General features: G+C 64.4%; 18 protein-coding genes and 1 tRNA gene. 3 read left to right on the forward strand and 16 right to left on the reverse strand.

From position 1 onward, the window contains the following. Positions 1–61 precede the first annotated feature (61 nt). Positions 62–754, reverse strand: a complete 693-nt coding sequence (gene coaE / locus JJJ16_RS03885) for a dephospho-CoA kinase (protein WP_413243682.1) — start codon at positions 752–754, stop codon at positions 62–64. A gap of 91 nt (positions 755–845) precedes the next feature. Between coaE and brnQ the strand changes: the two genes are divergently transcribed. Further along, a complete protein-coding gene (gene brnQ / locus JJJ16_RS03890) occupies positions 846–2198 on the forward strand; it encodes a branched-chain amino acid transport system II carrier protein (protein WP_219751452.1) in 1353 nt (450 codons plus the stop codon). A 524-nt stretch (positions 2199–2722) separates the two neighbouring features. On the opposite strand, the gene rpsA is transcribed toward brnQ, so the two are convergent. Both rpsA and polA read right to left on the reverse strand, forming a co-directional pair. After that, the gene (gene rpsA, locus JJJ16_RS03895; protein WP_003792472.1) at positions 2723–4159 is read right to left on the reverse strand and encodes a 30S ribosomal protein S1; all 1437 of its coding nucleotides are present in this window, start codon (positions 4157–4159) and stop codon (positions 2723–2725) included. A gap of 171 nt (positions 4160–4330) precedes the next feature. Next, positions 4331–7057 (reverse strand): DNA polymerase I, encoded by a 2727-nt coding sequence (polA, locus tag JJJ16_RS03900; RefSeq protein ID WP_219751453.1) that lies wholly within the window; start codon positions 7055–7057, stop codon positions 4331–4333. Here polA and JJJ16_RS03905 point away from each other — a divergent pair. Continuing rightward, positions 7056–7532, forward strand: coding sequence for a PaaI family thioesterase (locus tag JJJ16_RS03905; protein ID WP_048672983.1), 477 nt, complete (start codon positions 7056–7058; stop codon positions 7530–7532). The genes polA and JJJ16_RS03905 overlap by 2 nt on opposite strands. A 59-nt stretch (positions 7533–7591) precedes the next feature. Here JJJ16_RS03905 and JJJ16_RS03910 read toward each other — a convergent pair whose 3' ends face one another. Continuing rightward, complete coding sequence (locus tag JJJ16_RS03910) at positions 7592–8182, reverse strand: ANTAR domain-containing response regulator (protein ID WP_219751454.1); 591 nt, start codon at positions 8180–8182, stop codon at positions 7592–7594. A 63-nt stretch (positions 8183–8245) separates the two neighbouring features. Between JJJ16_RS03910 and JJJ16_RS03915 the strand changes: the two genes are divergently transcribed. Then, positions 8246–8319, forward strand: a tRNA-Leu gene (locus JJJ16_RS03915). A gap of 136 nt (positions 8320–8455) precedes the next feature. Here the strand turns inward: JJJ16_RS03915 and JJJ16_RS03920 are convergent. The 12 genes from JJJ16_RS03920 to alaS form a co-directional block, all read right to left on the reverse strand. After that, the gene (locus JJJ16_RS03920; RefSeq protein ID WP_007588076.1) at positions 8456–8671 is read right to left on the reverse strand and encodes a hypothetical protein; all 216 of its coding nucleotides are present in this window, start codon (positions 8669–8671) and stop codon (positions 8456–8458) included. A gap of 234 nt (positions 8672–8905) precedes the next feature. After that, positions 8906–10351 carry a pyruvate kinase gene (pyk, locus tag JJJ16_RS03925; protein ID WP_219751455.1) on the reverse strand — a complete coding sequence of 482 codons (1446 nt, stop codon included), beginning with the start codon at positions 10349–10351 and terminating at the stop codon, positions 8906–8908. Positions 10352–10476: 125 nt separating this feature from the next. After that, entirely contained in the window at positions 10477–11436 is a 960-nt protein-coding gene (gene lgt, locus JJJ16_RS03930) for a prolipoprotein diacylglyceryl transferase (RefSeq protein WP_219751456.1), read from the reverse strand. Beyond that, a complete protein-coding gene (gene trpA, locus JJJ16_RS03935; protein WP_219751457.1) occupies positions 11433–12242 on the reverse strand; it encodes a tryptophan synthase subunit alpha in 810 nt (269 codons plus the stop codon). Before trpA ends, lgt begins: the two co-directional genes overlap by 4 nt. A gap of 1 nt (position 12243) precedes the next feature. After that, entirely contained in the window at positions 12244–13539 is a 1296-nt protein-coding gene (gene trpB, locus JJJ16_RS03940) for a tryptophan synthase subunit beta (protein WP_219751458.1), read from the reverse strand. Beyond that, positions 13539–14387 (reverse strand): indole-3-glycerol phosphate synthase TrpC, encoded by an 849-nt coding sequence (gene trpC, locus JJJ16_RS03945; RefSeq protein WP_034466771.1) that lies wholly within the window; start codon positions 14385–14387, stop codon positions 13539–13541. Before trpC ends, trpB begins: the two co-directional genes overlap by 1 nt. An 88-nt stretch (positions 14388–14475) precedes the next feature. Beyond that, positions 14476–16005, reverse strand: a complete 1530-nt coding sequence (locus tag JJJ16_RS03950) for a chorismate-binding protein (RefSeq protein WP_219751972.1) — start codon at positions 16003–16005, stop codon at positions 14476–14478. Between the two features lie 103 nt (positions 16006–16108). Next, a complete protein-coding gene (locus tag JJJ16_RS03955) occupies positions 16109–16801 on the reverse strand; it encodes a prepilin peptidase (RefSeq protein ID WP_219751459.1) in 693 nt (230 codons plus the stop codon). After that, positions 16798–17667, reverse strand: a complete 870-nt coding sequence (locus JJJ16_RS03960; protein ID WP_219751460.1) for a shikimate dehydrogenase — start codon at positions 17665–17667, stop codon at positions 16798–16800. The genes JJJ16_RS03955 and JJJ16_RS03960 overlap by 4 nt, the downstream gene beginning before the upstream one ends. Next, complete coding sequence (gene mltG / locus JJJ16_RS03965) at positions 17664–19100, reverse strand: endolytic transglycosylase MltG (RefSeq protein WP_225904983.1); 1437 nt, start codon at positions 19098–19100, stop codon at positions 17664–17666. Before mltG ends, JJJ16_RS03960 begins: the two co-directional genes overlap by 4 nt. Continuing rightward, positions 19097–19585: a Holliday junction resolvase RuvX gene (gene ruvX / locus JJJ16_RS03970; RefSeq protein ID WP_219751461.1), complete on the reverse strand. Its 489-nt coding sequence runs from the start codon at positions 19583–19585 to the stop codon at positions 19097–19099. Before ruvX ends, mltG begins: the two co-directional genes overlap by 4 nt. Continuing rightward, positions 19582–22290 (reverse strand): alanine--tRNA ligase, encoded by a 2709-nt coding sequence (alaS, locus tag JJJ16_RS03975; protein WP_219751462.1) that lies wholly within the window; start codon positions 22288–22290, stop codon positions 19582–19584. The genes ruvX and alaS overlap by 4 nt, the downstream gene beginning before the upstream one ends. Positions 22291–22368: the final 78 nt, after the last annotated feature.

A 22368-nucleotide genomic window follows, 5' to 3' on the forward strand; every position in this document is an offset into this window, starting at 1 on the left:
CACTCGAGCTGCGCGCACAAAGCGCACGGGTTCGCGACGAGCGTGGAGCGCCCCGGCCTCGTCAATCGATGAGGGCAACGTCCGGGGTCAGCCAACGCTCATAGACAAGCCGCGCAACCTCCTCAAGATCTGCAGCGCTCCCCTCGTTGTCGATCCAGATCGTGGCGATGGCTCGACGCTCCTGCGACGAGGCCTGGGCGCGGATTCGTGCACGCGCGTCCTCGGGCGATAGTCCCCGTCCCTCCAGACGCTTGACGCGTTCCTCGATGGGTGCGTCCACGATGACAACCGCGTCGAAACGATCCGCGTAATCCCCTTCAATCAGGAGCGGAATGTCGTAAACCGCGAGACTCCCCTCCGGCGCTCCGCGCAGAATCGACCACGCGCGTGCCTCAATGACAGGGAGGGTGATGGCATTGAGGCGAGCGACACGCTCAGAGGCTCCTTCACCTCCGAAGACCCGGGAGGCTAGGAGTGCCCGGTCCAGGCTCCCGTCCTCCCTCAGCAGGTCCTCCCCAAAAGCGCGAGCAACCTCGGTCAGCGTCGGCTCGCCAGGTTCGAGAATCACCCGCGCAATCGCGTCCGCGTCCGCCGTCACCGCGCCCAGAGACGCGAAGACGCGCGTCACCGAGGACTTACCGGAGCCGATACCTCCGCTGACCGCAACGATGCGGCGCGGCCCCTGCGAATGAGGCGCGTCAATCGGACGAATGAGGGTGGCCGTGCAAGCCCCGCAGCTCAGAGTCGTGTTCACACCCACAGGGTAGCCCGCCAATTGTTGCCTTACGTGGTCGTCGTGCAAGAATTGGGGCTGTTATAGAACCCACACCATCAAGTGAGTAGCAGTGACGCAGACAGTCAATGACGATTCCACTGGACGCTCGAGCAGCACCGCCGTCCTCATCGCAACCTCCCTGACGCTTTTCTCTATGTTTTTTGGCGCAGGTAACCTGATTTTCCCACCGATCATGGGCGCGTCCGCGGGTACCAACTTCGCTCCCGCGATGATCGGCTTCCTCATTGGCGGCGTCGCACTGCCGGTCATCTCCATCATCACGATCGCTCTGTCGGGCACCGACATGCGCGACCTCGTGAGTCGCGCCGGCAAAGCTTTCGGGATCGTCTTTTCCGTCATGGTGTACCTGTCGATCGGTGCCTTCTATGCGCTCCCGCGTACGGGCGCAGTATCTTTCTCGACCGCCGTCGCACCTCTCATCGGTACGAAGTCGCTCACCGCGTCAATCATCTTCAGCTTCATTTTCTTCGGCATCGCCTTCTACCTGTGTTGGAATCCCGGCACAATCATCGACAACCTCGGCAAGATCCTCACCCCGATCCTGCTCGGGCTTCTTATCCTGCTCGTATTCCTGTGCCTGGCGTCGCTGCCGGCTTCGCATGATGCTCCGACCGGTGAGTACGCTGCCACTCCCCTGGCCGCGGGCCTACTCGAGGGCTACATGACGATGGATTCGATCGCCGCTCTGGCTTTCGGCATCATCGTCGTCACGTCACTCGGACACACCGGGGGCGGCATCGGCGCGAAGGTCGTACGCCGCACGTCGACGGCGGCCATTATCGCGGGTTCGCTGCTTGCCGTCGTCTACGTGGGCCTGGGACTCATCGGTCACGTGATCCCGAATGCTCAGAGCTACAGTGACGGCGCGACGCTCCTCGCGGACGCGGCCCAGATGACGATGGGGTGGCCCGGGCAGATCGTTTTCGGCCTCATCGTGCTGACGGCCTGCATGACGACGGCGGTCGGCCTGATCGCAGCGACCTCTGAGTTTTTCCACCGCCTGCTTCCGGCCATTTCCTACCGCGCGTGGATGATCGTCTTCACGATCATCTCGTTCGTGCTGGCTTCGGCGGGGCTGAGCTCGGTGCTCGCCATCGCGGTACCGATCATCACGTTCCTCTACCCCATCGCGATCACCATCGTCTTCCTGACAATCGCAACCCACCCGCTGCGCCTAGCCACCCCGGCGCTGTGGACGTTCCGCCTGGGCACATGGATGGCTGCGGCGTGGTCGGCAGCGACGACCCTGGCTCATGTCGGCGTTTACCCCGAGCACATCAATTCTGTGCTCATGTGGAGCCCGCTCCAGGCGAACCAGCTCGGTTGGATACTCCCCACGGTGATCGCGGCGGCAATCGGCGCGTGCATCGACGTGGCAGTGATGAAGCGTTCGAGGGCCTGACCAGCACCGACAACGAGGCCAAGAACGAATCCAAACCCACACAAAAGTCGCACATAATTTCCAGGGGTCAGTTTTCGAGGCTCTCTCAAAACGTTGCAATCCCAACGATGCGACTTCAACGTTTGAAACACACGCAAGCGAATTACGTGCGACATTGTTGAGTAACTAGGCCGCCCGATTGGAGGCCGCCGCGAGGCCTGCGGGGCCTGGCTGCGGTGCCCGTGGGTGGTGGGGGGCCTGGCCCCACAGGTGTGGAGGGCGCCGGAGGGACCGGAGGGCACGGGCGGGCTTCGAGGCGCGGCTCCGAACGAAGTGAGGACGCCTAGCCTCGCGGGCGGCCGGGCCCTCCGGCGCCCGGAACACCCGTGGGGCCATAAGCAGCCCCGAGAGCCTCGCGACGGTCGGAGATCTAACGGCGATGCGATCAGACAAAAAAGCGGTGGCCCCCAGGAAAACCTGGGGACCACCACTCATGAGTTCACTTGCGTGAACCGACGAGTCGAAACTCAGTCAGAAAGACTGGTTCAGTTGTTCGTCAGCTTCTCACGCAGCGCGGCCAGGGCCTCGTCGGAAGCAAGGGTGCCCTCGTTGTCGACCGGGGTCGAGTAGGAGGCCTGCTCCTCGATGGAGGGAGCCGCTTCGGCGTCCTCTTCGAGGGCCTTGCGGACCTGAGCCTTGTGGGCCTCCCAGCGGGCCTGAGCCTCGGCGTACTGGGCTTCCCAAGCCTCGCGCTGAGCGTCGAAGCCTTCCATCCACTCCTGGGTCTCCGGATCGAAGCCCTCAGGGTACTTGTAGTTGCCGTTCTCGTCGTACTCGGCAGCCATGCCGTAGAGCGAAGGATCGAACTCTTCGGAGGTCGGATCCACGCCCTCGTTGGCCTGCTTGAGGGACAGGGAGATGCGGCGACGCTCGAGGTCGATGTCGATGACCTTGACGAAGACCTCTTCGCCAACCTTGACGACCTGGTCCGGCAGCTCGACGTGACGCTGAGCCAGCTCGGAGATGTGGACGAGGCCCTCGATGCCGTCCTCGACGCGGACGAACGCGCCGAAGGGGACCAGCTTGGTGACCTTGCCGGGCACAACCTGGCCGATGGCGTGGGTGCGGGCGAATGCCTGCCACGGATCTTCCTGGGTGGCCTTGAGCGACAGGGAGACGCGCTCGCGATCCATGTCGACGTCGAGAACCTCGACGGTGACTTCCTGGCCAACCTCGACGACCTCGGACGGGTGGTCGATGTGCTTCCAGGACAGCTCGGAGACGTGAACCAGGCCGTCGACACCACCGAGATCGACGAACGCGCCGAAGTTGACGATGGAGGAAACGACGCCGGAGCGCACCTGACCCTTCTGAAGGGTGTGCAGGAAGTTCGTGCGGACCTCGGACTGGGTCTGCTCGAGCCATGCGCGGCGGGACAGGACCACGTTGTTGCGGTTCTTGTCGAGCTCGATGATCTTCGCTTCGATCTCGCGACCGATGTAGGGGGCGAGGTCGCGGACGCGACGCATCTCGACGAGGGAGGCGGGCAGGAAGCCACGCAGGCCGATGTCGAGGATCAGGCCGCCCTTGACGACCTCGATGACGGTACCGGTAACGACGCCGTCCTCTTCCTTGACCTTCTCGATCTGGCCCCACGCGCGCTCGTACTGCGCACGCTTCTTCGACAGGAGGAGGCGGCCTTCCTTGTCTTCCTTCTGGAGGACGAGCGCCTCGATCTGGTCGCCCACGGCGACAACGTCGTCGGGGTTGACGTCGTGCTTGATGGACAGCTCGCGAGAGAGGATGACACCCTCGGTCTTGTAGCCGATGTCAAGGAGGACCTCGTCGTGGTCGACCTTGACGACAGTGCCCTCGACGATGTCGCCATCGTTGAAGTACTTGATGGTCTCGTCGATGGCTGCGATCAGGTCTGCTTCCGAACCAATGTCGTTGATAGCGACCTGCGGCGTGTTGGTGGTCATGTAGTAGTTTCTCCGAAACGGACTGGATAGTAGATGGACAGTTCCGGCGCCCCGGGACGAATGCGGATGCACTTGTCCCCAGACACCGTGGACCAGTTTAGCAGCCTTTAACGGGCAAATGTGACGAATTTGGCGACACTTTCCGTGGCGTGCGTCGCGTCGTCACGCCGGTTAGTGGGCGGCGAGCTGCCAGGACGCGCCAATACCGACAGCAACATCGAGCGGAACGGAGAGCTCCACGGGCGTCGCCATCTTGTCGCGGACGATCTCTTCGACGGCACCCGCCTCGCCCGGCGCGACCTCGAGGAGCAGTTCGTCGTGGATCTGCACGAGGAGGCGCGACTTCAGGCCGGCCTCGGACAGGGCGTCGACGACGTTCATCATGGCGATCTTGACGATGTCTGCGGCGCTGCCCTGGATGGGTGCGTTGAGAGCGGCACGCTCGGCCATCTCGCGCCGCTGACGGTTTGACGAGCGCAGGTCGGGCAGGTAGCGGCGGCGCCCGAACATGGTCTGGGTGTAGCCGTCTGCGCGCGCCTGAGCGACAAGCCCCTCGAGGTAGTCGCGCACCTTCCCGAAGCGTTCGAAGTAGCGATCGCGCAGGGCGGCGGCCTCGGGCACGGGAATGCCGAGCTGGGCGGCGAGGCCGTAGGAGGACAGGCCGTACGCGAGGCCGTAGGAGGTCGCCTTAATACGCGAGCGCTCCTCGGCGCTCACCTCGGCGACCGGTGTTCCGAACACCATGGATGCCATCGTGCGGTGCAGGTCCTCGCCGGAGTTGAACGCTTCGATGAGCGTCTCGTCCCCCGACAGGTGCGCCATGAGGCGCATCTCGATCTGCGAGTAGTCGGCGCTCATGAGCGACTCGAATCCCTCACCTGCGACGAAGGCCCCGCGGATACGCATGCCGTCGGCGCTGCGCGCGGGAATGTTCTGCAGGTTCGGATCGGAGGACGCGAGGCGACCCGTGGCCGCGGCGACCTGGGAGAAGGTCGTGTGGATGCGTCCGTCGGAGGCGACGGTCGCGGAGAGGGAGTCGACCATCTGCTTGAGCTTGATGCGGTCGCGGTGGGTGAGCAGGAATCCGAGGAAGTCGTGCCCCGCTCCCCCTTCGTCCGCGGTCTTCGCGTGCAGGTCCACCAGGGCCTCGGCGTTCGTTGTGTATCCGGTCTTCGTCTTCTTCGTCTTGGGCAGGCCGAAGTGATCGAAGAGCAGCTCCTGGAGCTGCTTGGGGCTCGACAGGTTGACCTCGCGGCCGGCGGCAGCCCACGCTCCCTCGCGCGCGGCATCGACGGCCTTGCCGAGTTCATCGGAGAGTCCATCGAGCACGGCCGTGTCTGCGGCAATGCCGATGTCTTCCATCTGACCGAGCAGGACCGACAGCGGCATCTCCATGTCGATGAGCAGCGCGGCCTCGGAGCTTTCCTCCAGGCGCGAGCGCAGAGTCGAGGCAAGCGGGTGCAGGTGAGCGGCCAACTTCCCGGCGCGCACCTGGGCCGCACTCGGGCCCACTCCCATGTCGCCGAGATCGAAGAGAGCCTCAGAGTCACCCTCCTCTTCCTCGATCACGACGCCAAGCACACGCGAGAGCACATCCTCCAGCTTGTGGGAGCGCTGATCGGGATGCGCGAGGTACGCCGCCAGCATCGTGTCGCACTCGACGGCGCCGAGAGTCCAGCCGCGCGACGCAAGCGCATGGCGCGCCCCCTTCGCGTCGTGCACGATAAGGGACGAGGCCGTGGCCAGGACCTCGCCGAGTGCTTCCTCCTGCTTGGGGCTCAGTTCGACGGGGTCGATCACGAGCGCCTCGTTGTCAGAGGCGAGGACAAGGCGGGTGACGTCGCCACGAGTGGGCCGCATGTCGCCCTCAACGAGCACAGCGAGCGTCGAGTGGGCGCGAGCCCACTGGGCAATGTCGCAGGAAGCATCCGCGAGGGACACCGAGATCTCCACCTCGGCCACAGCCTCGGGCGCCTCGTCGACGCGCCCCTCCCCCATGCCGATGCCCGCGACCTCGCGCACCTTCTGACGCAGACGACCAAATTCGAGAGAATCAAAGAGACGATCGATGGCTGCGACATCCGTGGGGCGGCGGGCCAGATCGCTGGGCGACACCTCAAGGTCCATGTCGGTGAGCAGGCGATTGAGGCGGCGGTTGCGCACGACGTCATCCATGTGTTCGCGCAGGGCCGCTCCGCGCTTGCCGCCGATTTCGTCGGCCCGCGCCAGCAGGTTGTCCAGGCCGTCGTACTTGTTAATCCACTGCGCGGCAGTCTTCGGGCCGACGCCAGGAACACCGGGCAAGTTATCCGAGGTCTCACCCACGATTGCGGCAATCTCGGGATAGCGATGCGGCGGCACGCCGTACTTGTCCTCCACCGCCTGCGGAGTCATACGGCGCAGATCGCCGGGCCCCGTGCCCGGGTACAGCACGGTCACATTGTTAGTCACCGTCTGGAAGGAGTCGCGGTCGCCTGATACGACGAGGACGGTCGCGCCATCATTACCGGCGCGGTACGCGAGCGTCGCGAGAATGTCATCCGCTTCGAAGCCCTCGCGCGAGAGCGACACGATCCCCATCGCATCGAGCACCTCACGAATCAGCTCCACCTGGCCCTTGAACTCCTCGGGCGTGGCATCGCGCGTCCCCTTGTACTCCGGGTACTCCTCGGTACGGAATGAGTGCCTGGACACATCGAAAGCGACAGCAACATGCGTCGGCTGCTCGGTTTCCAACAGCCTCGTCAGCATTGAGACAAAGCCGTAAACAGCGTTCGTGTGCTGGCCCGTGGCCGTCACGAAGTTATCCGGCGGAAGAGCATAAAACGCACGAAAAGCCATCGAATGGCCGTCAATAATCAGCACAGTGTCACTCACACATGCCACCCTAGATGCCATGACACACGATCACCAGACGAAACACACGCATTCTTCCTCACCAGATCCGCTCGCACGCGGCGGCTGGGTCGGCGCCCATTGGCCCGGCACCCTGATGGAAGCGACCGGCATGGAAGTGCTGGAGCACAGCGCAACGCGCACCGTGATCTCCATGCCCATCGACGGAAACCGCCAGAGCGCCGGAATCCTCCACGGTGGCGCATCCGCTGCCCTCGCGGAAACCGCGGCTTCTTTCGCCGCCCAGATCCACGCGCGTGAAGCTAACCCGGGCAAGCAGGCCTACGCCGTCGGGACTGAGCTCAACGCCTCCCATATCAGTGCAGGACGCGAGGGAATCATCACCGCGACCGCGACCGCCGTCCACCTGGGCCGCAGCTCGACCGTCCACACCGTGGAGATTCGCGACGAGGCCGACCGACTGATCTCCATCGCGCGCGTGGCGAACCGCATCCTGGTGCGTTCAAGCCACGACTGAGTGCGAGTGCACAGCAATGGGGAGGGTCAATTGACCCTCCCCATTCGCGCATCTTTGACTCAGTCGTCGACCTGGTTGATCACCGCGTCGGCAACCTCGCGCATGGACAGACGACGATCCATCGACGTCTTCTGAATCCAGCGGAATGCCTCGGGTTCGCTCATACCCATGTTCTTCATGAGCAGGCCCTTCGCACGGTCCACGCGCTTGCGGATCTCGAAGCGATCCGACAGATCGGCGATCTGGTCCTCGAGCGACTCGATCTCTGCGTGACGCGACAGAGCGATCTCAACGGCGGGGATCAGGTCAGCGGGGCTGAAGGGCTTCACGACGTAGGCCATAGCGCCGGCATCACGCGCACGCTCGACGAGCTCCGTCTGCGAGAAAGCCGTCAGCATGACGACAGCGCAGGACAGCTCCTGCAGGATCTTCTCCGCGGCGGTGATGCCATCCATCTTCGGCATCTTGACATCCATCACGCACAGATCGGGTTCGAGCTCGAGCGCAAGCTCGACAGCTTCCTCACCGTCGGCAGCCTCGCCAACGACCTCGAACCCCGCCTGGGTCAGCGTCTCAACGATATCGAGACGAATCAACCCCTCGTCTTCTGCGACGAGGACGCGACGCGGTTCAGCCTGCTCTTCACTCATTGTCATATTCCTCAGTTTGATCGGTTTGCTCAGCTGCTCTATTGTGGGACACGCACACGCGAAGCCCCGATAGCCCAACTGGCAGAGGCGGTCGGCTCAAACCCGGCTTGTTGTGGGTTCGAATCCCACTCGGGGTACCGCCAGTGGAGTACGTGCTCCTAATGGTACCGGCAATTCAGCACGTGTGCGACGTGCGTAGCACAAATTGATACAGCAAAATCGCAGACGAACAAGGGGCCGACAAGCATTGCTTGTCGGCCCCTTTGTCACGGCTCAGGCCACGACGCTCAGTTCGAGACCGAGGTACTCGGCAGCCGCGCCCCGGCGGGCCGGCTCGTCAAGGTCGGCGATTGCCTGCTTGACCCTCGAGTCATGGAAGTCGGCGAACCACGGCTCAACGGCACGTGAGAGCTGGCCGACCTCCAGGTTGTTGGCCACGCGGCCAAACAGGGTGTCGTGGACCGACACGGTCCGGATCTTCGTATTCATTTCTCTTTCTCCTCTTCAATTCGGGCGCGCCAGAAAACGTGCTTTGTTCGCACAGGCATTCCTGATCACGCCGGACAGCGATCTGCTGCATTACCGCGCCGTCGTTGGTGCGGCGTCCACGTGTCTCAACGTGTATCCGAGTACTTTATTCCACGGATTTAATTTTGTCCACGTGAACAAACAAAAAGTGCGGGGGTGCCGGCTTACCGCCGGCACCCCCGCTACTCACGCATCTCACGCGTGGCGGGTTCCGCCAATCGCGTAGTCGGCTTCATCTCCGACTTCATGGATACGCAGCATGTTCGAGGAGCCGGCAATGCCCGGGGGCATACCGGCAACGATGACCAGCTGATCGCCGATGTCCGCCAGGTGCGCGGACTGAACCACCTGATCGAGCTGCCACACCATGTCGTCCGTGTGCTGCACTTCGGGCACGCGGTACGCCTGGATACCCCACGACAGGGCGAGGCGGCGACGCGTCGACTCGAGCGGCGTGAAGGCCAGCATCGGGATCGGGCGGCGCATGCGCGACAGCAGACGAGCGGAGGTGCCGGACTGGCTGAAGGTCACCAGGTAGCGGGCATCCATGTGCTCGGCGATACGCGCCGCGGCCTCACAGATGACGCCGGCACGGTCAGCGTAGAAGCCGGGGATCGACGCGATGCGCTCGCCGCCGTTCTCTTCCGTCGACTCGATGATCGCGGCCATCGTGCGCACCGTCTCGATCGGGAACGCGCCGACCGAAGTCTCGCCGGAAAGCATGACCGCATCGGCGCCGTCGAGGATCGCGTTGGCGCAGTCGGAGGCCTCGGCGCGCGTCGGGCGCGGATTCTTGATCATGGAATCCATGACCTGCGTCGCGACGATGACGGGCTTGGCGGCAATGCGGGCGAGTTCGATCGCGCGCTTCTGGACCAGCGGAACAGCCTCGAGGGGCATCTCAACACCGAGGTCACCGCGGGCGACCATGATGCCGTCGAAGGCCTCGATGATGTCTTCCAGCGCCTCGACAGCCTGCGGCTTCTCGATCTTGGCGATGACCGGGATGCGCTTGCCCATCTCGTCCATGATCTCGTGGACGTCCTTGATGTCCTCGGCGGAACGCACGAAGGACAGGGCGATGAAGTCGGCATCCTGCTCAATACCCCAGCGCAGATCCTCCTTGTCCTTCTCGGACAGGGCGGGAACGGAGACGGCGACGCCAGGCAGGTTAAGGCCCTTGTGGTCCGAGACCATGCCGGGAACCTCGACGCGGGTAACGACGTCGGTATCGGTGACCTCGACGACGCGGACCGCGACGTTACCGTCGTCGATCAGCAGGCGGTCGCCGGGAGCGCAGTCACCGGGCAGGCCCTTGAAAGTCGTACCGACGAGTTCCTTAGTGCCGGGAACGTCGCGGGTCGTGATGGTGAAGGTGTCACCGATCTTCAGTTCCTGGGGACCATCCTGGAACGTCTCCAGGCGGATCTTGGGGCCCTGGAGGTCGACGAGAACCGCGATCGCGCGGCCGGACGTCGCAGACGCCTTTCGCACGCGCGCAATGACGGCCTCGTGTTCCTCAGCCTTTCCATGCGACCGGTTGATACGCGCGACATCCATGCCGGCGTCCACCAGCGCCTGGAGCTGCTCAGGGGATTCAGTGGCAGGTCCAATAGTGCAGACAATCTTAGCTCGACGCATAGGTATGAGTTTACCGTCCAATCACAGTTGAAACGAGGAGGATGCGCACCGGGTTGACGTGATCATTCCCATGAATCCGCCCGTGGTGGGACCTCTGGCACACGGATTGTGCGCACGGAGCGAGTCTAAAACTGCTCGAGAGTGCTCTCTTCAGCAGTTTCATCCTCACTCACGCTGGTCCCCACAACATCGTCAGCATCGGATTCACTGGCGCAAGTGTGCAGGTCTTGGCCTTCTCCGTCCGCGTTTTCCGCAGTCGTCTCAGTGACCACGCGCGTCGGGCGCCCAAGCCGGCCAGCGACGACGAACACCAGTGCTCCGAGTGCGAACACGAGCAGGGAGGTCCACACGTTGAGGCGCAGGCCCAAGATTCTGTGCGCATCGTCGATGCGCAGCATCTCAATCCAGCATCGGCCGGCCGTGTAAGCCATCAGGTACAGACCGAACACCTGTCCCCCGGCGAAGCGGTGACGCCGGTCGAGCCACACGATGAGCGCGGCAGCGGCGAGGTTCCACAGGCACTCGTAGAGGAACGTCGGATGGAACAGCGTCCCCGCGGGGTATCCGGCCGGCATGTGCGCAGCGTCGATCTGAAGACCCCACGGCAGGGTCGTCGGAGCGCCGAAGAGCTCCTGGTTGAACCAGTTTCCCCAACGGCCGATCGCTTGGGCAATCAGCAGAGCCGGAGCCAGGGAGTCGGCGATTGGGCCGAGGCGGACGCCCGCACGTTTGACCGCGATATACACGCCGAGCGCGCCGAAGGCGACGCCGCCCCAAATGCCCAGGCCTCCACGCCAAATCTGGAAAGCGAGCATCGGGTCACCACCCGGACCGAAGTAAGCATCCGGGGACGTGATGACGTGGTAGATGCGCGCGCCGACGACGCCGAGCGGGATCGCCCAGAGCGCGGCGTCGTATAGCGTGTCCGGGTTTCCACCGCGGTCGCGGTAACGGCGTGCCGTCCACCAGACGCCGATGATCATGCCTGCGGCGATGATGATGCCGTAGGCCCGCAGCGGAATCGGCCCGAGGTACCAGACCCCCTGCGAGGGCGACGGGATACCGGCCGCGATGAGGGCGCTCACGCGCGTGCCCCGGTGACGCCGGACTTCAGCTCGGTGGCGAGCTCACCCAGGGCCTTCAGGCCACGGTCGATGTTCTCGTCGAACAGAGTCTTGACGAGCGCGGATCCGACGATGACACCGTCCGCGTAGGCGCCGATCTCGCGGGCCTGAGCGCCGTTGGAGACGCCGAGGCCCACGCACACGCGCTCGGCTCCGGCGGCCCGGGTACGCTCCACGACGTCGGCGACGTGAGCGCCGACCGCTGCACGCGCACCCGTCACACCCATCGACGAGGCCGCGTAGACCCAGCCGCGCGAGTGCTCGGCGATGAGCTTGAGGCGATGCTCGGGGGACGAAGGAGCGCTCAGATAAATTCGTTCGAGGTCGTACTTGTCCGACGCCGCCTCCCACTGCGCGCCCTCTTCGGGCGGCAGGTCCGGCGTAATGAGGCCGGAGCCGCCAACGGCGGCGAAGTCCTTGGCGAAGCGCTCGACGCCCCACCACTCGACGGGGTTCCAGTAGGTCATGGAGCAGGTCGAGATACCGTACGAGGTCAGCTCGTCGACCGCGTGGAAGAGGTCCTCGAGGTGCGTGCCGTGCTCGAGAGCGGCGACGGTCGCACGCTGGATGGTCGGGCCGTCCATGCCTGGATCGGAGTACGGGAAGCCGAGCTCGATGACGTCGACGCCGCAGTCCGCCAGGACCTTACCCGCGCGGATTGACTCCTCGACCGACGGGAAGCCCACGGGCAGATATGCGATGAGCGCAGCGTCGCCGCGCTGGAGGGCGGCGTCAATCGCGACCGCTGAATGGGGTGCACGCGTCATGTCACTTCTCCTCGTTCTCGTCCAGGACGGCAACGCCCGACGGGCCGGCGCTGGGGTCGATGACCTGAAGCTTCGCGTGTCCGTAGCCGAACCACCGCGACGCCGTATCCACGTCCTTGTCGCCGCGACCCGACACGGTCACGATCACGATGGGCTCCTCACCGGGTGCGAACGGGCCCTCGGCCTCGGACTTCGCGCGGGCCCAGGCGCGCACGCCGGCGAGGGCGTGCGAGGACTCGATAGCGGGAATGATGCCCTCCGTGCGCGACAGGTGCAGGAAAGCATCCATGGCCTCGGCGTCGGAAATAGGCATGTACGAGGCTCGTCCGGAACGCGCCAACCACGCGTGCTGCGGGCCAACACCCGGGTAGTCCAGACCGGCAGAAATTGAGTGGGAGGCCTTCGTCTGGCCGTCGCGTTCCTGCAGCACGAACGTGCGCGCACCGTGCAGAACGCCCACCTCGTCGGCGGTAATAGAGGCCGCGTGTCGCCCGGTCTCGAAGCCGTCACCGGCCGCCTCGCAACCGAGCAGCTCGACGCTGGGATCATCGATGAAAGCGGTGAACGAGCCAATCGCGTTGGAGCCGCCGCCCACGCAGGCCACGACGACGTCGGGGAGGCGTCCCTCGGCGGCGAGCAGCTGTGCGCGCGCCTCGTCGCCGATGACGCGCTGAAGGTCGCGCACCAGCTCCGGGAACGGGTGCGGGCCGGCGGCCGTGCCGAAGATGTAGTTGGTCGTCTCCACGTTGGTCACCCAGTCGCGGAAGGCCTCGTTGATCGCGTCCTTGAGGGTCGCCGATCCAGCCGTCACGGCGATAACCTCGGCACCGAGCATCTGCATGCGCGCGACGTTCAGCGCCTGGCGCTCGGTGTCCTCACGTCCCATGTAGATCGTGCAGTCGAGGCCAAGGAGAGCAGCTGCGGTCGCGGTGGCCACGCCGTGCTGGCCAGCGCCGGTCTCGGCGATGACACGCGTTTTGCCCAGCTCCTTGGTGAGCAAGGCCTGGCCAAGCACGTTGTTGATCTTGTGCGAGCCCGTGTGGTTCAGGTCCTCGCGCTTGAGGAAGACACGCACACCGCCCAGGTCGGCTGCGAAACGCGGTGCCTCGGTCAGCAGCGAGGGACGTCCGGCGTAGTTCAGGAACAGGTCGCGCAGACGGCGCTGGAACGACTTGTCGCGCCACAGGCGCTTCCACGCGGCCTCAACCTCTTCGAGGGGGCCCATGAGGGACTCGGCGACGAAGCGTCCACCGAAATCACCGAAGTACGGTCCTTGCGCAAAGTTCTCGGCAACCATCACTGTCCTTCCTGACGCGCCGCGGCGACGCGAGCCTTACGATCCGTTCGCAGAGCGGGATGCTGCCCGGCACTCACCATGTCCTGGATGCTCGCGCGGGGGTCGCCCGACGTCACGAGCGCTTCTCCGACGAGAACAGCGTCCGCGCCCCACTTGGCGTATTCAAAAACATCATGAGCATTCGCGACGCCAGATTCGGCGACCGCGACAACGTCCTGGGGAATCACGTCGATGACCTGCTCGACGGTCGAGCGGTCCACTTCCAACGTCTTCAGATTGCGAGCGTTAACGCCAATGATCGAGGCACCGGCCTCCATCGCACGCAGAGCTTCGAGTCGCGAGTGCGTCTCCACCAGCGCCTCCATGCCCAGCGACCGGGTTCGTTCCAGCAGAGAAACGAGCACATTCTGCTCCAGCGCGGCAACGATCAGGAGCACGAGGTCAGCGCCGTGAGCACGCGCCTCGTGGATCTGATACGGAGTGACGATAAAGTCCTTGCGCAGGATCGGAATGTCGACGGCCGCGCGCACAGCGTCAAGATCCGCGAGCGAACCGTTGAAGCGACGCTGCTCGGTGAGCACTGAGATGACCGACGCTCCCCCGGCCTCGTACGTCGACGCGAGAGCGGCTGGATCCGGGATCGCTGCAAGCGCACCCTTGGACGGCGAAGACCGCTTGACCTCGGAGATGATCTTGACGGCACCATCGCGGCCCCGCAGGGCGCCGAGCGCATCCTTCGCCTCCGGGACCTGGGTCTCCATCTCCTTGATCCGAGCCAGAGGGACGCGGTCTTCACGCTCTTTCAGGTCCTGACGGACCCCAGCGATAATGTCATCGAGAACGCTCACGACGCTCCCCTTTCAGGCAGAAATGATCAATCCTCACCTAGGCTAGCGAAAAATGGCCACCAACGAGTCAGCCATCCCGCACTACGGGTCAGGACAGAGGAACGAGAGTCGACGCCCGCACGACGGACTCAACCGCCGCGGCGGCCTTATTACGCGACTCCTCGTACTCCAGGGCAGGAACCGAGTCGGCAACGAGACCCGCACCCGCCTGCACCGAGGCCACACCGTCCTTCAAAGAAGCCGTGCGAATAGCGATCGCTAGATCCGCGTCCCCCGACAGGTCGAAATACCCGACGACGCCGCCGTACACGCCGCGCGCCGCAGGCTCGAAATCATCGATCAGCTGGATCGCACGAGGCTTGGGCGCACCCGACAGGGTGCCCGCAGGGAACGTCGCGACCAGCGCATCAAGCGCGTCAGCATCCTCACGCAGCACACCCGTCACCGTGGAGGAAATGTGCTGAATGTGAGAGAAACGCTTGAGCTCCATGAGCGTGGAGACCTCGACCGACGCAGGATCACAGACCTTCGACAGGTCATTACGAGCCAGGTCCACGAGCATCACGTGCTCCGATAGTTCCTTCGGGTCCTCGAGAAGCTCGGCCGCCAGGCGATGGTCCTCGGCCGAATCCGCTCCGCGCGGGCGCGAACCGGCGATCGGGTACGTCCAGACGCGGCGCCGCTCGGTCTTCACAAGGGTCTCAGGAGACGAGCCCACGACCTCGAAGTGACCGCCCCGCTCGTCGGGCAGATCCAGGAAGTACATGTAGGGCGATGGGTTCACCGTGCGCAGCACCCGGTAGACGTCGATGCCGCTGGCCGACGTCGACACGTCGAGGCGCTGGGAAACGACGATCTGGAAGGCGTCGCCGTCTTCAATCGCCCGCTTGGCCGCGTTGACGGAAGACTCAAAGTCTGCTCGCGCCGTGCGCTCGCGCACCTCGGGCGGCGTGGCACCGCTGCTGCCCAGAACCGCGGGAGCGATCGGGGTCGCAAGCTGTACCGTCATCGCGTCAAGGCGCTCAATCGCACGGTCGTACGCCCCGTCCACACCGTCAGCCGAGCCGTTCAGGTTCCAGGCGATCGCCATAAGGTAGACCGAACCGGTCGCATGGTCGAGCGCAGCGACCTCGGTGGCGAGCACGAGCGTCGCATCCGGGATGTCGGATTCCTTCGGCGCGGTCGCTGCGAGCGTCGGCTCCCACTCGGGGATGATGCCCCAGCCCAGAGAACCGACGAGAGCACCCGTCAGTGGGGGCATTCCTTCGATCGCAGGTGCGGCGAGCTCCTCAAGTGCGGAGTGCACGACCTCGAGGAAAGTTCCCTCCTCCAGGGCCCCTTCAGGATGGGAACCGATCCACTGTGCGTGTCCGTCGCGCGCGACGATCGCACCGGCGCTCGATGCTCCAACGAACGACCAGCGTCCCCACGAACCGCCATGCTCAGCGGATTCCAGGATGAAGCTGCCATAGTTGCCGTGCGCAAGCTGTCGGTAGACGCCCACCGCGCTCAACTCGTCGGCGAGCACGCGGCGCACCACGGGGATCACGCGGCGCTTCGCAGCGAGATCAACAAAGACGTCGCGCGGGGGCCACGTCTGGCCCCATTCAAGGCTCACAGACTCAGACTGATACGAAGGCGTCGAAATACTCACCGCTCTATTGTCCCATCCGGACGCACACTCGTCCCGGCGTGGTCCACGATAAGACCTGCGCTTATCCCTACAGCCAGTCGGGGACAACGCCCCATGCGATGGTGCCGACGAGCGCTGATCCGATCATCCAGGGGCCCATCGGCACTCGGGTCTTCGTTCCCGCGGACCCGACGACGATCTTCCACAGTGCCGCAACGCCGGCGGACACGAAGGAGAGCGCGAGGGCAAAAATCGCGGCATTCAGTCCCACGGAACCGACCAATGCTCCCAAGACCGGAGCCAGCTTGACGTCACCGCCGCCCATGCCGCCGGGCAAGCGATTCAACAAAGCAATCGGCACGAACCAAACGAGCGCACCGATGAGTGCGCCGAGGAGCCGTTCCTGCCACAGCGGCGAAATCACACCACCGACGACCAGACCGAGGACAACACCGATAGCCATCGCGACCGTGTAGGCGTTCGGTAGGCGGTGGGTACGAGCATCGACGTAAGCGCTCAGCGCACCGATCATCGCGACCGTCATGACGCCGGGCATACCGGGACGCATCTGTGCCGCAACGAAGAAGATTGCTCCGACAATGCCCGCGCTCCACACGATCGCATTGCGCGTGAGGGGCTTTTGCGTCGCTTCGATGAAATAGCGGCGCTGAATCTTCCATCCCGACCGCCACAGCCAGGAAAGAACGACAATCCAGGTGAGAAAACCTGAGATCAAAGACAGATCGGTGCTCAGCCACGACGGCAGCCACGTCACGATCACGAGGCAGCCCCTCCCCCGTTCACCCGCGCGCGTCGAGCAAGTTCTGCCTCCAGGGCGCCACGCATGACATCGGTCTTCGGGCTGCGCCCAGTCATGAGCTGCACCTGCGCTGCCGCCTGGTAGATGAGCATGTCGGTGCCTTCGGCAACGATGCCACCGTTTCTTTCGAAGGCGCTGCGTAGGGCCGTCTCGCGCGGAGAATAGACAACGTCGAGGAGAACCTGGCCCTCGCGAACTGTCATCTCCTCAGCAAGCGGGTCAGCAACGCCAGCGGGCAGCGTCGAGATCACGAGGTCAGCACCGCTGACGGCACGAAGAACCGCACCGCGATCCGACCAAAGCACCTGTTCGATGCTGACGCCCAGTCGCGAGGATGCGGCAACGACGGAACCGGGTCCCCCGAAACGGCGCGCAGCAACGGTGGAGGTCACGATTCCAAGTTCGCCGAGGGCAGCAAGCGCAGACGAGGCCGTGGCTCGCGCCCCGAGCACGACGGCTTTTGTGGGGAGCGTACGGTCCGCCTGCGAGCATGCGCGCCGAATCGCCGAGGCAATCCCCGTGACATCCGTGTTGAAGCCGGCGAGTACGCCGGAGGATGGAACCACCGTGTTGACGGCGCCAACTCCAGTGGCAAGCGGATCGATCGCGTCCAGGAGCGGAATGATCGCCTGCTTGCAGGGCATCGTGACCGACAGACCGCGGAAGGACTCGTCCAAGCCTGAGATGAACTCGGGCAGGCTCGCCTCATCGTGCTCGATGCGGCGGTACTCCCATCCCTCAATTCCGAGGTCTTCCCATGCCGCCCGGTGGATCACCGGGGACAGGGAGTGCTCAATCGGGGAACCGATGACACCGGCCCACATCATGACGCTGTGCAGATCTTCGGGTTCGCGTTGCAGTACGCCTTGAACTGTTCGCGGTTCTTCTCCTGTTCCTCGAGAGTCGAGGCAAACAGGGTCTCACCCGTGTCCAGGTTGACCGTGACGAAGTACAGCCAGTTGCCCTCAGCCGGGTTCAGGACTGCCTTGACGGCCTTCTCGCTCGGCTGTCCGATCGGGGTCGGAGGCAGACCTGCGTGCAGGCGCGTGTTGTAGGGATTGTCGTTGTCCAGGTCCGCCTGGTCCGGAACGCCGCTGGTCTTTCCGACGCCGTACAGGACGGTCGAGTCCATGCCGAGGTACCCCTTCGTCTCACCATTCGTGTCGGCGAGGCGATTCTCGATGACGCGAGCGACCATCGGCATGTACTTGTCGATGTTCATTTCACCATCCACGATCGATGCCTTAATCAGGACGGTCTGCCGATCCGCGGGGGCAACGCCGAGACGATCAAGCTCATCGACGGTTCCCTTCACCATCCGTGCGATGACGGTCGTCGGCGTGTCATCCTCGGAGACCTCGTAGGAACCGGGCAGCAGCCATCCTTCGGCGTTTCCGCCAGCCTCAAACGGCAGGCCGATCGCTTCCGTGTCGGCGAAGGCGGCGTCCACCTGTTCCTCGGTGACGCCCATGATGTCAACGATCCGCTTCTTGACCTCGGACATCTTCTGACCCGACGTGATCGTAATCGTCGAATCGACGCGGTTCGTCTCATCCAGCAGGCCTGCGAGCGCACCGGCTGCACTCATCTGTTGCTTCAGGCGGTACGTACCGGGGCGAATGGACATCGATGCCGCTGTCTTCTCGAACTGACGCACGAAGGCTCCGACGGACTTCACGACGCCCGCATCCACGAGCGCCTGGCCGATATCGCGACCGGACGAATTCTCTGCGATCGTCACCTCGACCGAGCCGGTGCCCGGTCCGGGGAAATCATCCGATGCAGTCGTCGACGAGTTAAAGAGCTGATCGTAGGCGACGTAGCTGGCACCCGCCAGCAGGCCGAGCACCAGAACGATAATGAAGAAGGACCGCACCCGACGACGGCGCTTGCGCTTGCGTGCCGCTCGTCGTTCACTGGCGAGGCGGCGAGAACGCATGCCCGTGGTCTCAGAAGGCGATTCTGCTCCCTGCGCTGCACTGCGCTGACGCAGCGCCGCACCGGACACGCGAGGAGTCGCGCCCGTATCCGTCACTTCGTCGAAAGAGGGAAGTGTGCGCCCACCCCGCGCCGTTGCCGCAACGGGCGCCACGGCCTCGTCACGAGAGGCACCGCCATGCAAGTCGGTTCCCTGAGCGGGCGTCGCGGTCGTGTCCTGCGATGCATGCTGCTCGTGTAGCTCGGCATCCGAATAGACCTTTCGCTCGCCGGAATGAATCTCTCGACGAGAACGGAAGGGGTAAGGGGGAGGCGTACTCATGCGTGCGCTCCTTCACTTGGTTCGAGGATGATTTCCTCACCGGGAGCTCGACCGCCTATCCGTTCGAGCTCGAGTGCCTGTTCCAAAATGATCTGCGCCGCGACCTGGTCAATGACGCTGCGATGCTCGATCTCAGGAATCCCGGATGCGCGAAGACGCGCGTGCGCCTGGTTAGACGTCATGCGTTCGTCGACCATCGCGACGCGAACATCGGGAACAAGCTTCTTAATGCGGCGCGCATACTTACGCGCACCCTTCGCTGAGATCCCCTCTCCCCCACGCAAGTGCCGAGGAAGGCCAACGATCACTTCGATCGCATCGTGGCTACGCACAATGTCGGCTAAGCGATCAAGATCGGACAGATCGGGAGCCCTGTGAAGGGTTTCGACGGGCATCGTGAGAATGCCGTCGGGGTCGCACCGGCTGACGCCGACACGCACGGTGCCGACGTCCACGCCGATGCGAATACCCCGACGAATACTCACAGAGCCTCGATTTCCTTGCGGATCGCGGCAATCGCATCGGCAATACCCTCAGGCTTGGTGCCACCACCCTGAGCGATGTCGTCACGGCCGCCGCCGCCACCGCCCATGTACTTGCCGATGGCGCGAACCATTGCACCGGCCTTCACCGACGCCTCACGCGCTGCCTCGTTCGTCGCGACGACGAGCGAGGGCTTGCCGCCGACGACGCCACCGAGGGCGACGACGGTCCCCCGCTCATTGCCGAGGCGGTCACGCACATCGAGCGCGAGGGTACGCAGAGCGTCCGCGGACGGCATCTCACCGACCGAGGAGGCGACGACGGTCACGGGACCGATAGCCTTCGCGGAAGCCGCCAGATCGGCACCCTGGCTCAGAGCCTGAGCCGTGCGGATCTTCTCGAGTTCCTTCTCGGACTCGCGCAGCTTAGCCAGCAGCGACTCAATGCGCTCGGGCAGTTCATCAGCGCGGCCGCCCACGAGCTGGGAGAGCTGGTTGACGAGCGCGTGTTCCTTGGCCTGGAACTCGTATGCGCCGTCGCCCACCAGGGCGTCGATACGACGCACGCCCGAGCCGACGGATCCCTCGGAGAGCACCGTGATGCGGCCGATATGACCGGTCGTGGGAACATGGGTGCCACCGCACAGCTCACGGTCGAACCCATCACCGATGGTCACGACGCGAACCTCGGAACCGTACTTCTCACCAAACAGCGCGATGGCGCCGGATTCACGCGCGGCATCGATGCTCATGACCTCGGTGGTCACGGCCAGATCCTCGGCAAGCTTCTCGTTGACGAGAGCCTCAATGTCGCTCAGCTGCGAGCCCTCAAGAGCGGACCCGTGGCGGAAGTCGAAGCGCAGGCGCGACGGCGAGTTTTCCGAACCCGCCTGGGTGGCGTCCTCCGACACGACGTTACGCAGGCCCGCGTACACCATGTGGGTCGCGGTGTGAGCACGTGCAATGGCGAGACGACGCTGGCCGTCGATCTCGGCGTAGGCCTTCTCGCCCACCGTCATGCCGCCCTCGGTGAGGGTGCCACGGTGGACGCTCAGGCCACGAATCGGTGCCTGGACGTCGTGGACCTCGACAACACCGCCTCCTGCAAGGCGAATGGTGCCGTGGTCGGCGAGCTGGCCACCCATCTCGGCGTAGAACGGAGTGCGATCGAGGATGACCTCAACTTCAGCGGGAGCGCTGGCTGCGGGAGCCGCGACACCATCGACAAGCAGAGCCTCAACGGTGGCCTCAGCAGCCTGCTCCGTGTAGCCCAGGAACGTCGAGCCGCCGCCCATCGCCTTCTCAATGTCATGGAACACGCGGACGTCGGTGTGCCCGGTCTTCTTCGAGCGAGCGTCGGCGCGTGCGCGCTCCTTCTGCTCGGCCATCAGAGTGCGGAAGCCCTCCTCGTCGACCGACACGCCCTGTTCGGCGGCCATCTCGAGGGTCAGATCGATCGGGAAGCCGTAGGTGTCGTGCAGCGAGAATGCCGACGCACCAGAAATCACAGGGGCGCCCTTCGATTCCTTCGCCGTCGCAACTGCAGCGTCCAGGATCGTCGTGCCGGCGCTCAGGGTGCGGCGGAACGCATCTTCCTCCGCGTAAGCGACCTCGGAGATCGTCTTCCAGTTGGTCTCCAGCTCGGGGTACGACGCCTTCATCGCGTCCTTCGAGGCGGTGAGCAGCGTCGGCATGGTTGCCTCGTCGACGCCCAGCAGACGCATCGAGCGAACGGCGCGGCGGATCAGGCGACGCAGCACGTAGCCGCGGCCATCGTTACCGGGGCGCACCCCGTCGCCAATCAGCATGAGCGAAGAACGCACGTGATCGGCGACGACACGCATGCGCACGTCGTCGTCATAGGCGGCGCCAGCCTCGGGGCCAGCGGCGCCCAGACCGTAGCGCTTACCGCTCATCTGCATGGCGGCCTCGATGACGGGGAAGACCTCGTCGATCTCGTACATGTTCGGCTTGTCCTGCATAACGAAAGCCAGACGCTCCAGGCCAGCGCCCGTATCGATCGCCTTCTTGTCCAGCTCACCCAGCAACGGGTAGTCCTTGCCGGAACCCTCACCACGCATGTACTGGTCGAACACCAGGTTCCACACCTCGAGGTAGCGGTCGCCACCCGGATCAACGGTACCGCCCACGGCCTCGGGGCCGTATTCGGGACCACGGTCGTAGTGCCACTCGGCACACGGACCCGCCGGGCCGGGCTGGCCCGTGTCCCAGAAGTTCTCCTCGCGCGGCAGTCGCACGATGTGCTTGGGGTCCATGCCGATCTGCTTCGTCAACACGTCGAAAGCCTCGTCGTCCTGGTCCCACAGGGTCACCCAGAAGCGATCGCCATCCAGGCCATACTTGCCCTCGTCGCGAGAGCCGGTCAGCAGCTCCCACGCGTAGTTAATCGCACCTTCCTTGAAGTAATCGCCGAAGGAGAAGTTGCCGTTCATCTGGAAGAACGTGCCGTGACGGGTCGTCTTGCCGACGTTGTCGATGTCGTTCGTGCGAATGCACTTCTGCACCGACGCGGCGCGCGGCCACGGTGCGGGCTCAACGCCCGTGATGTAGGGGATGAACGGAACCATGCCCGCGATCGTGAACAGAATCGAGGGCTCCGGAGAGACGAGAGAAACGGAAGGACGAATCTCATGACCCTGCTTCTCGAAGTAGTCGAGCCAGCGGGTGCGGATTTCAGACGTACGCATAGTCCCCCATGTTAGACGGTTGGCGCCGCTCACGACACATCGGCGCGCGCAATCGGACAGTGGAATGAAAGAAAAAAC

The organism is Schaalia sp. ORNL0103 (assembly GCF_019429565.1).
In the GTDB taxonomy this organism is placed as follows: domain Bacteria; phylum Actinomycetota; class Actinomycetes; order Actinomycetales; family Actinomycetaceae; genus Pauljensenia.

Bases quoted from the DNA above. Each gene is read 5' to 3' on its own strand.
- trpA (WP_219751457.1), bottom strand. From the start codon at position 12,242: ATGACGCGTGCACCCCATTCAGCGGTCGCGATTGACGCCGCCCTCCAG.
- JJJ16_RS03905 (WP_048672983.1), top strand. From the start codon at position 7,056: ATGACACACGATCACCAGACGAAACACACGCATTCTTCCTCACCAGAT.
- trpB (WP_219751458.1), bottom strand. From the start codon at position 13,539: ATGGTTGCCGAGAACTTTGCGCAAGGACCGTACTTCGGTGATTTCGGT.
- JJJ16_RS03920 (WP_007588076.1), bottom strand. From the start codon at position 8,671: ATGAATACGAAGATCCGGACCGTGTCGGTCCACGACACCCTGTTTGGC.
- mltG (WP_225904983.1), bottom strand. From the start codon at position 19,100: ATGAGTACGCCTCCCCCTTACCCCTTCCGTTCTCGTCGAGAGATTCAT.
- JJJ16_RS03910 (WP_219751454.1), bottom strand. From the start codon at position 8,182: ATGAGTGAAGAGCAGGCTGAACCGCGTCGCGTCCTCGTCGCAGAAGAC.
- rpsA (WP_003792472.1), bottom strand. From the start codon at position 4,159: ATGACCACCAACACGCCGCAGGTCGCTATCAACGACATTGGTTCGGAA.
- pyk (WP_219751455.1), bottom strand. From the start codon at position 10,351: ATGCGTCGAGCTAAGATTGTCTGCACTATTGGACCTGCCACTGAATCC.
- polA (WP_219751453.1), bottom strand. From the start codon at position 7,057: ATGGCATCTAGGGTGGCATGTGTGAGTGACACTGTGCTGATTATTGAC.
- JJJ16_RS03960 (WP_219751460.1), bottom strand. From the start codon at position 17,667: ATGATGTGGGCCGGTGTCATCGGTTCCCCGATTGAGCACTCCCTGTCC.
- alaS (WP_219751462.1), bottom strand. From the start codon at position 22,290: ATGCGTACGTCTGAAATCCGCACCCGCTGGCTCGACTACTTCGAGAAG.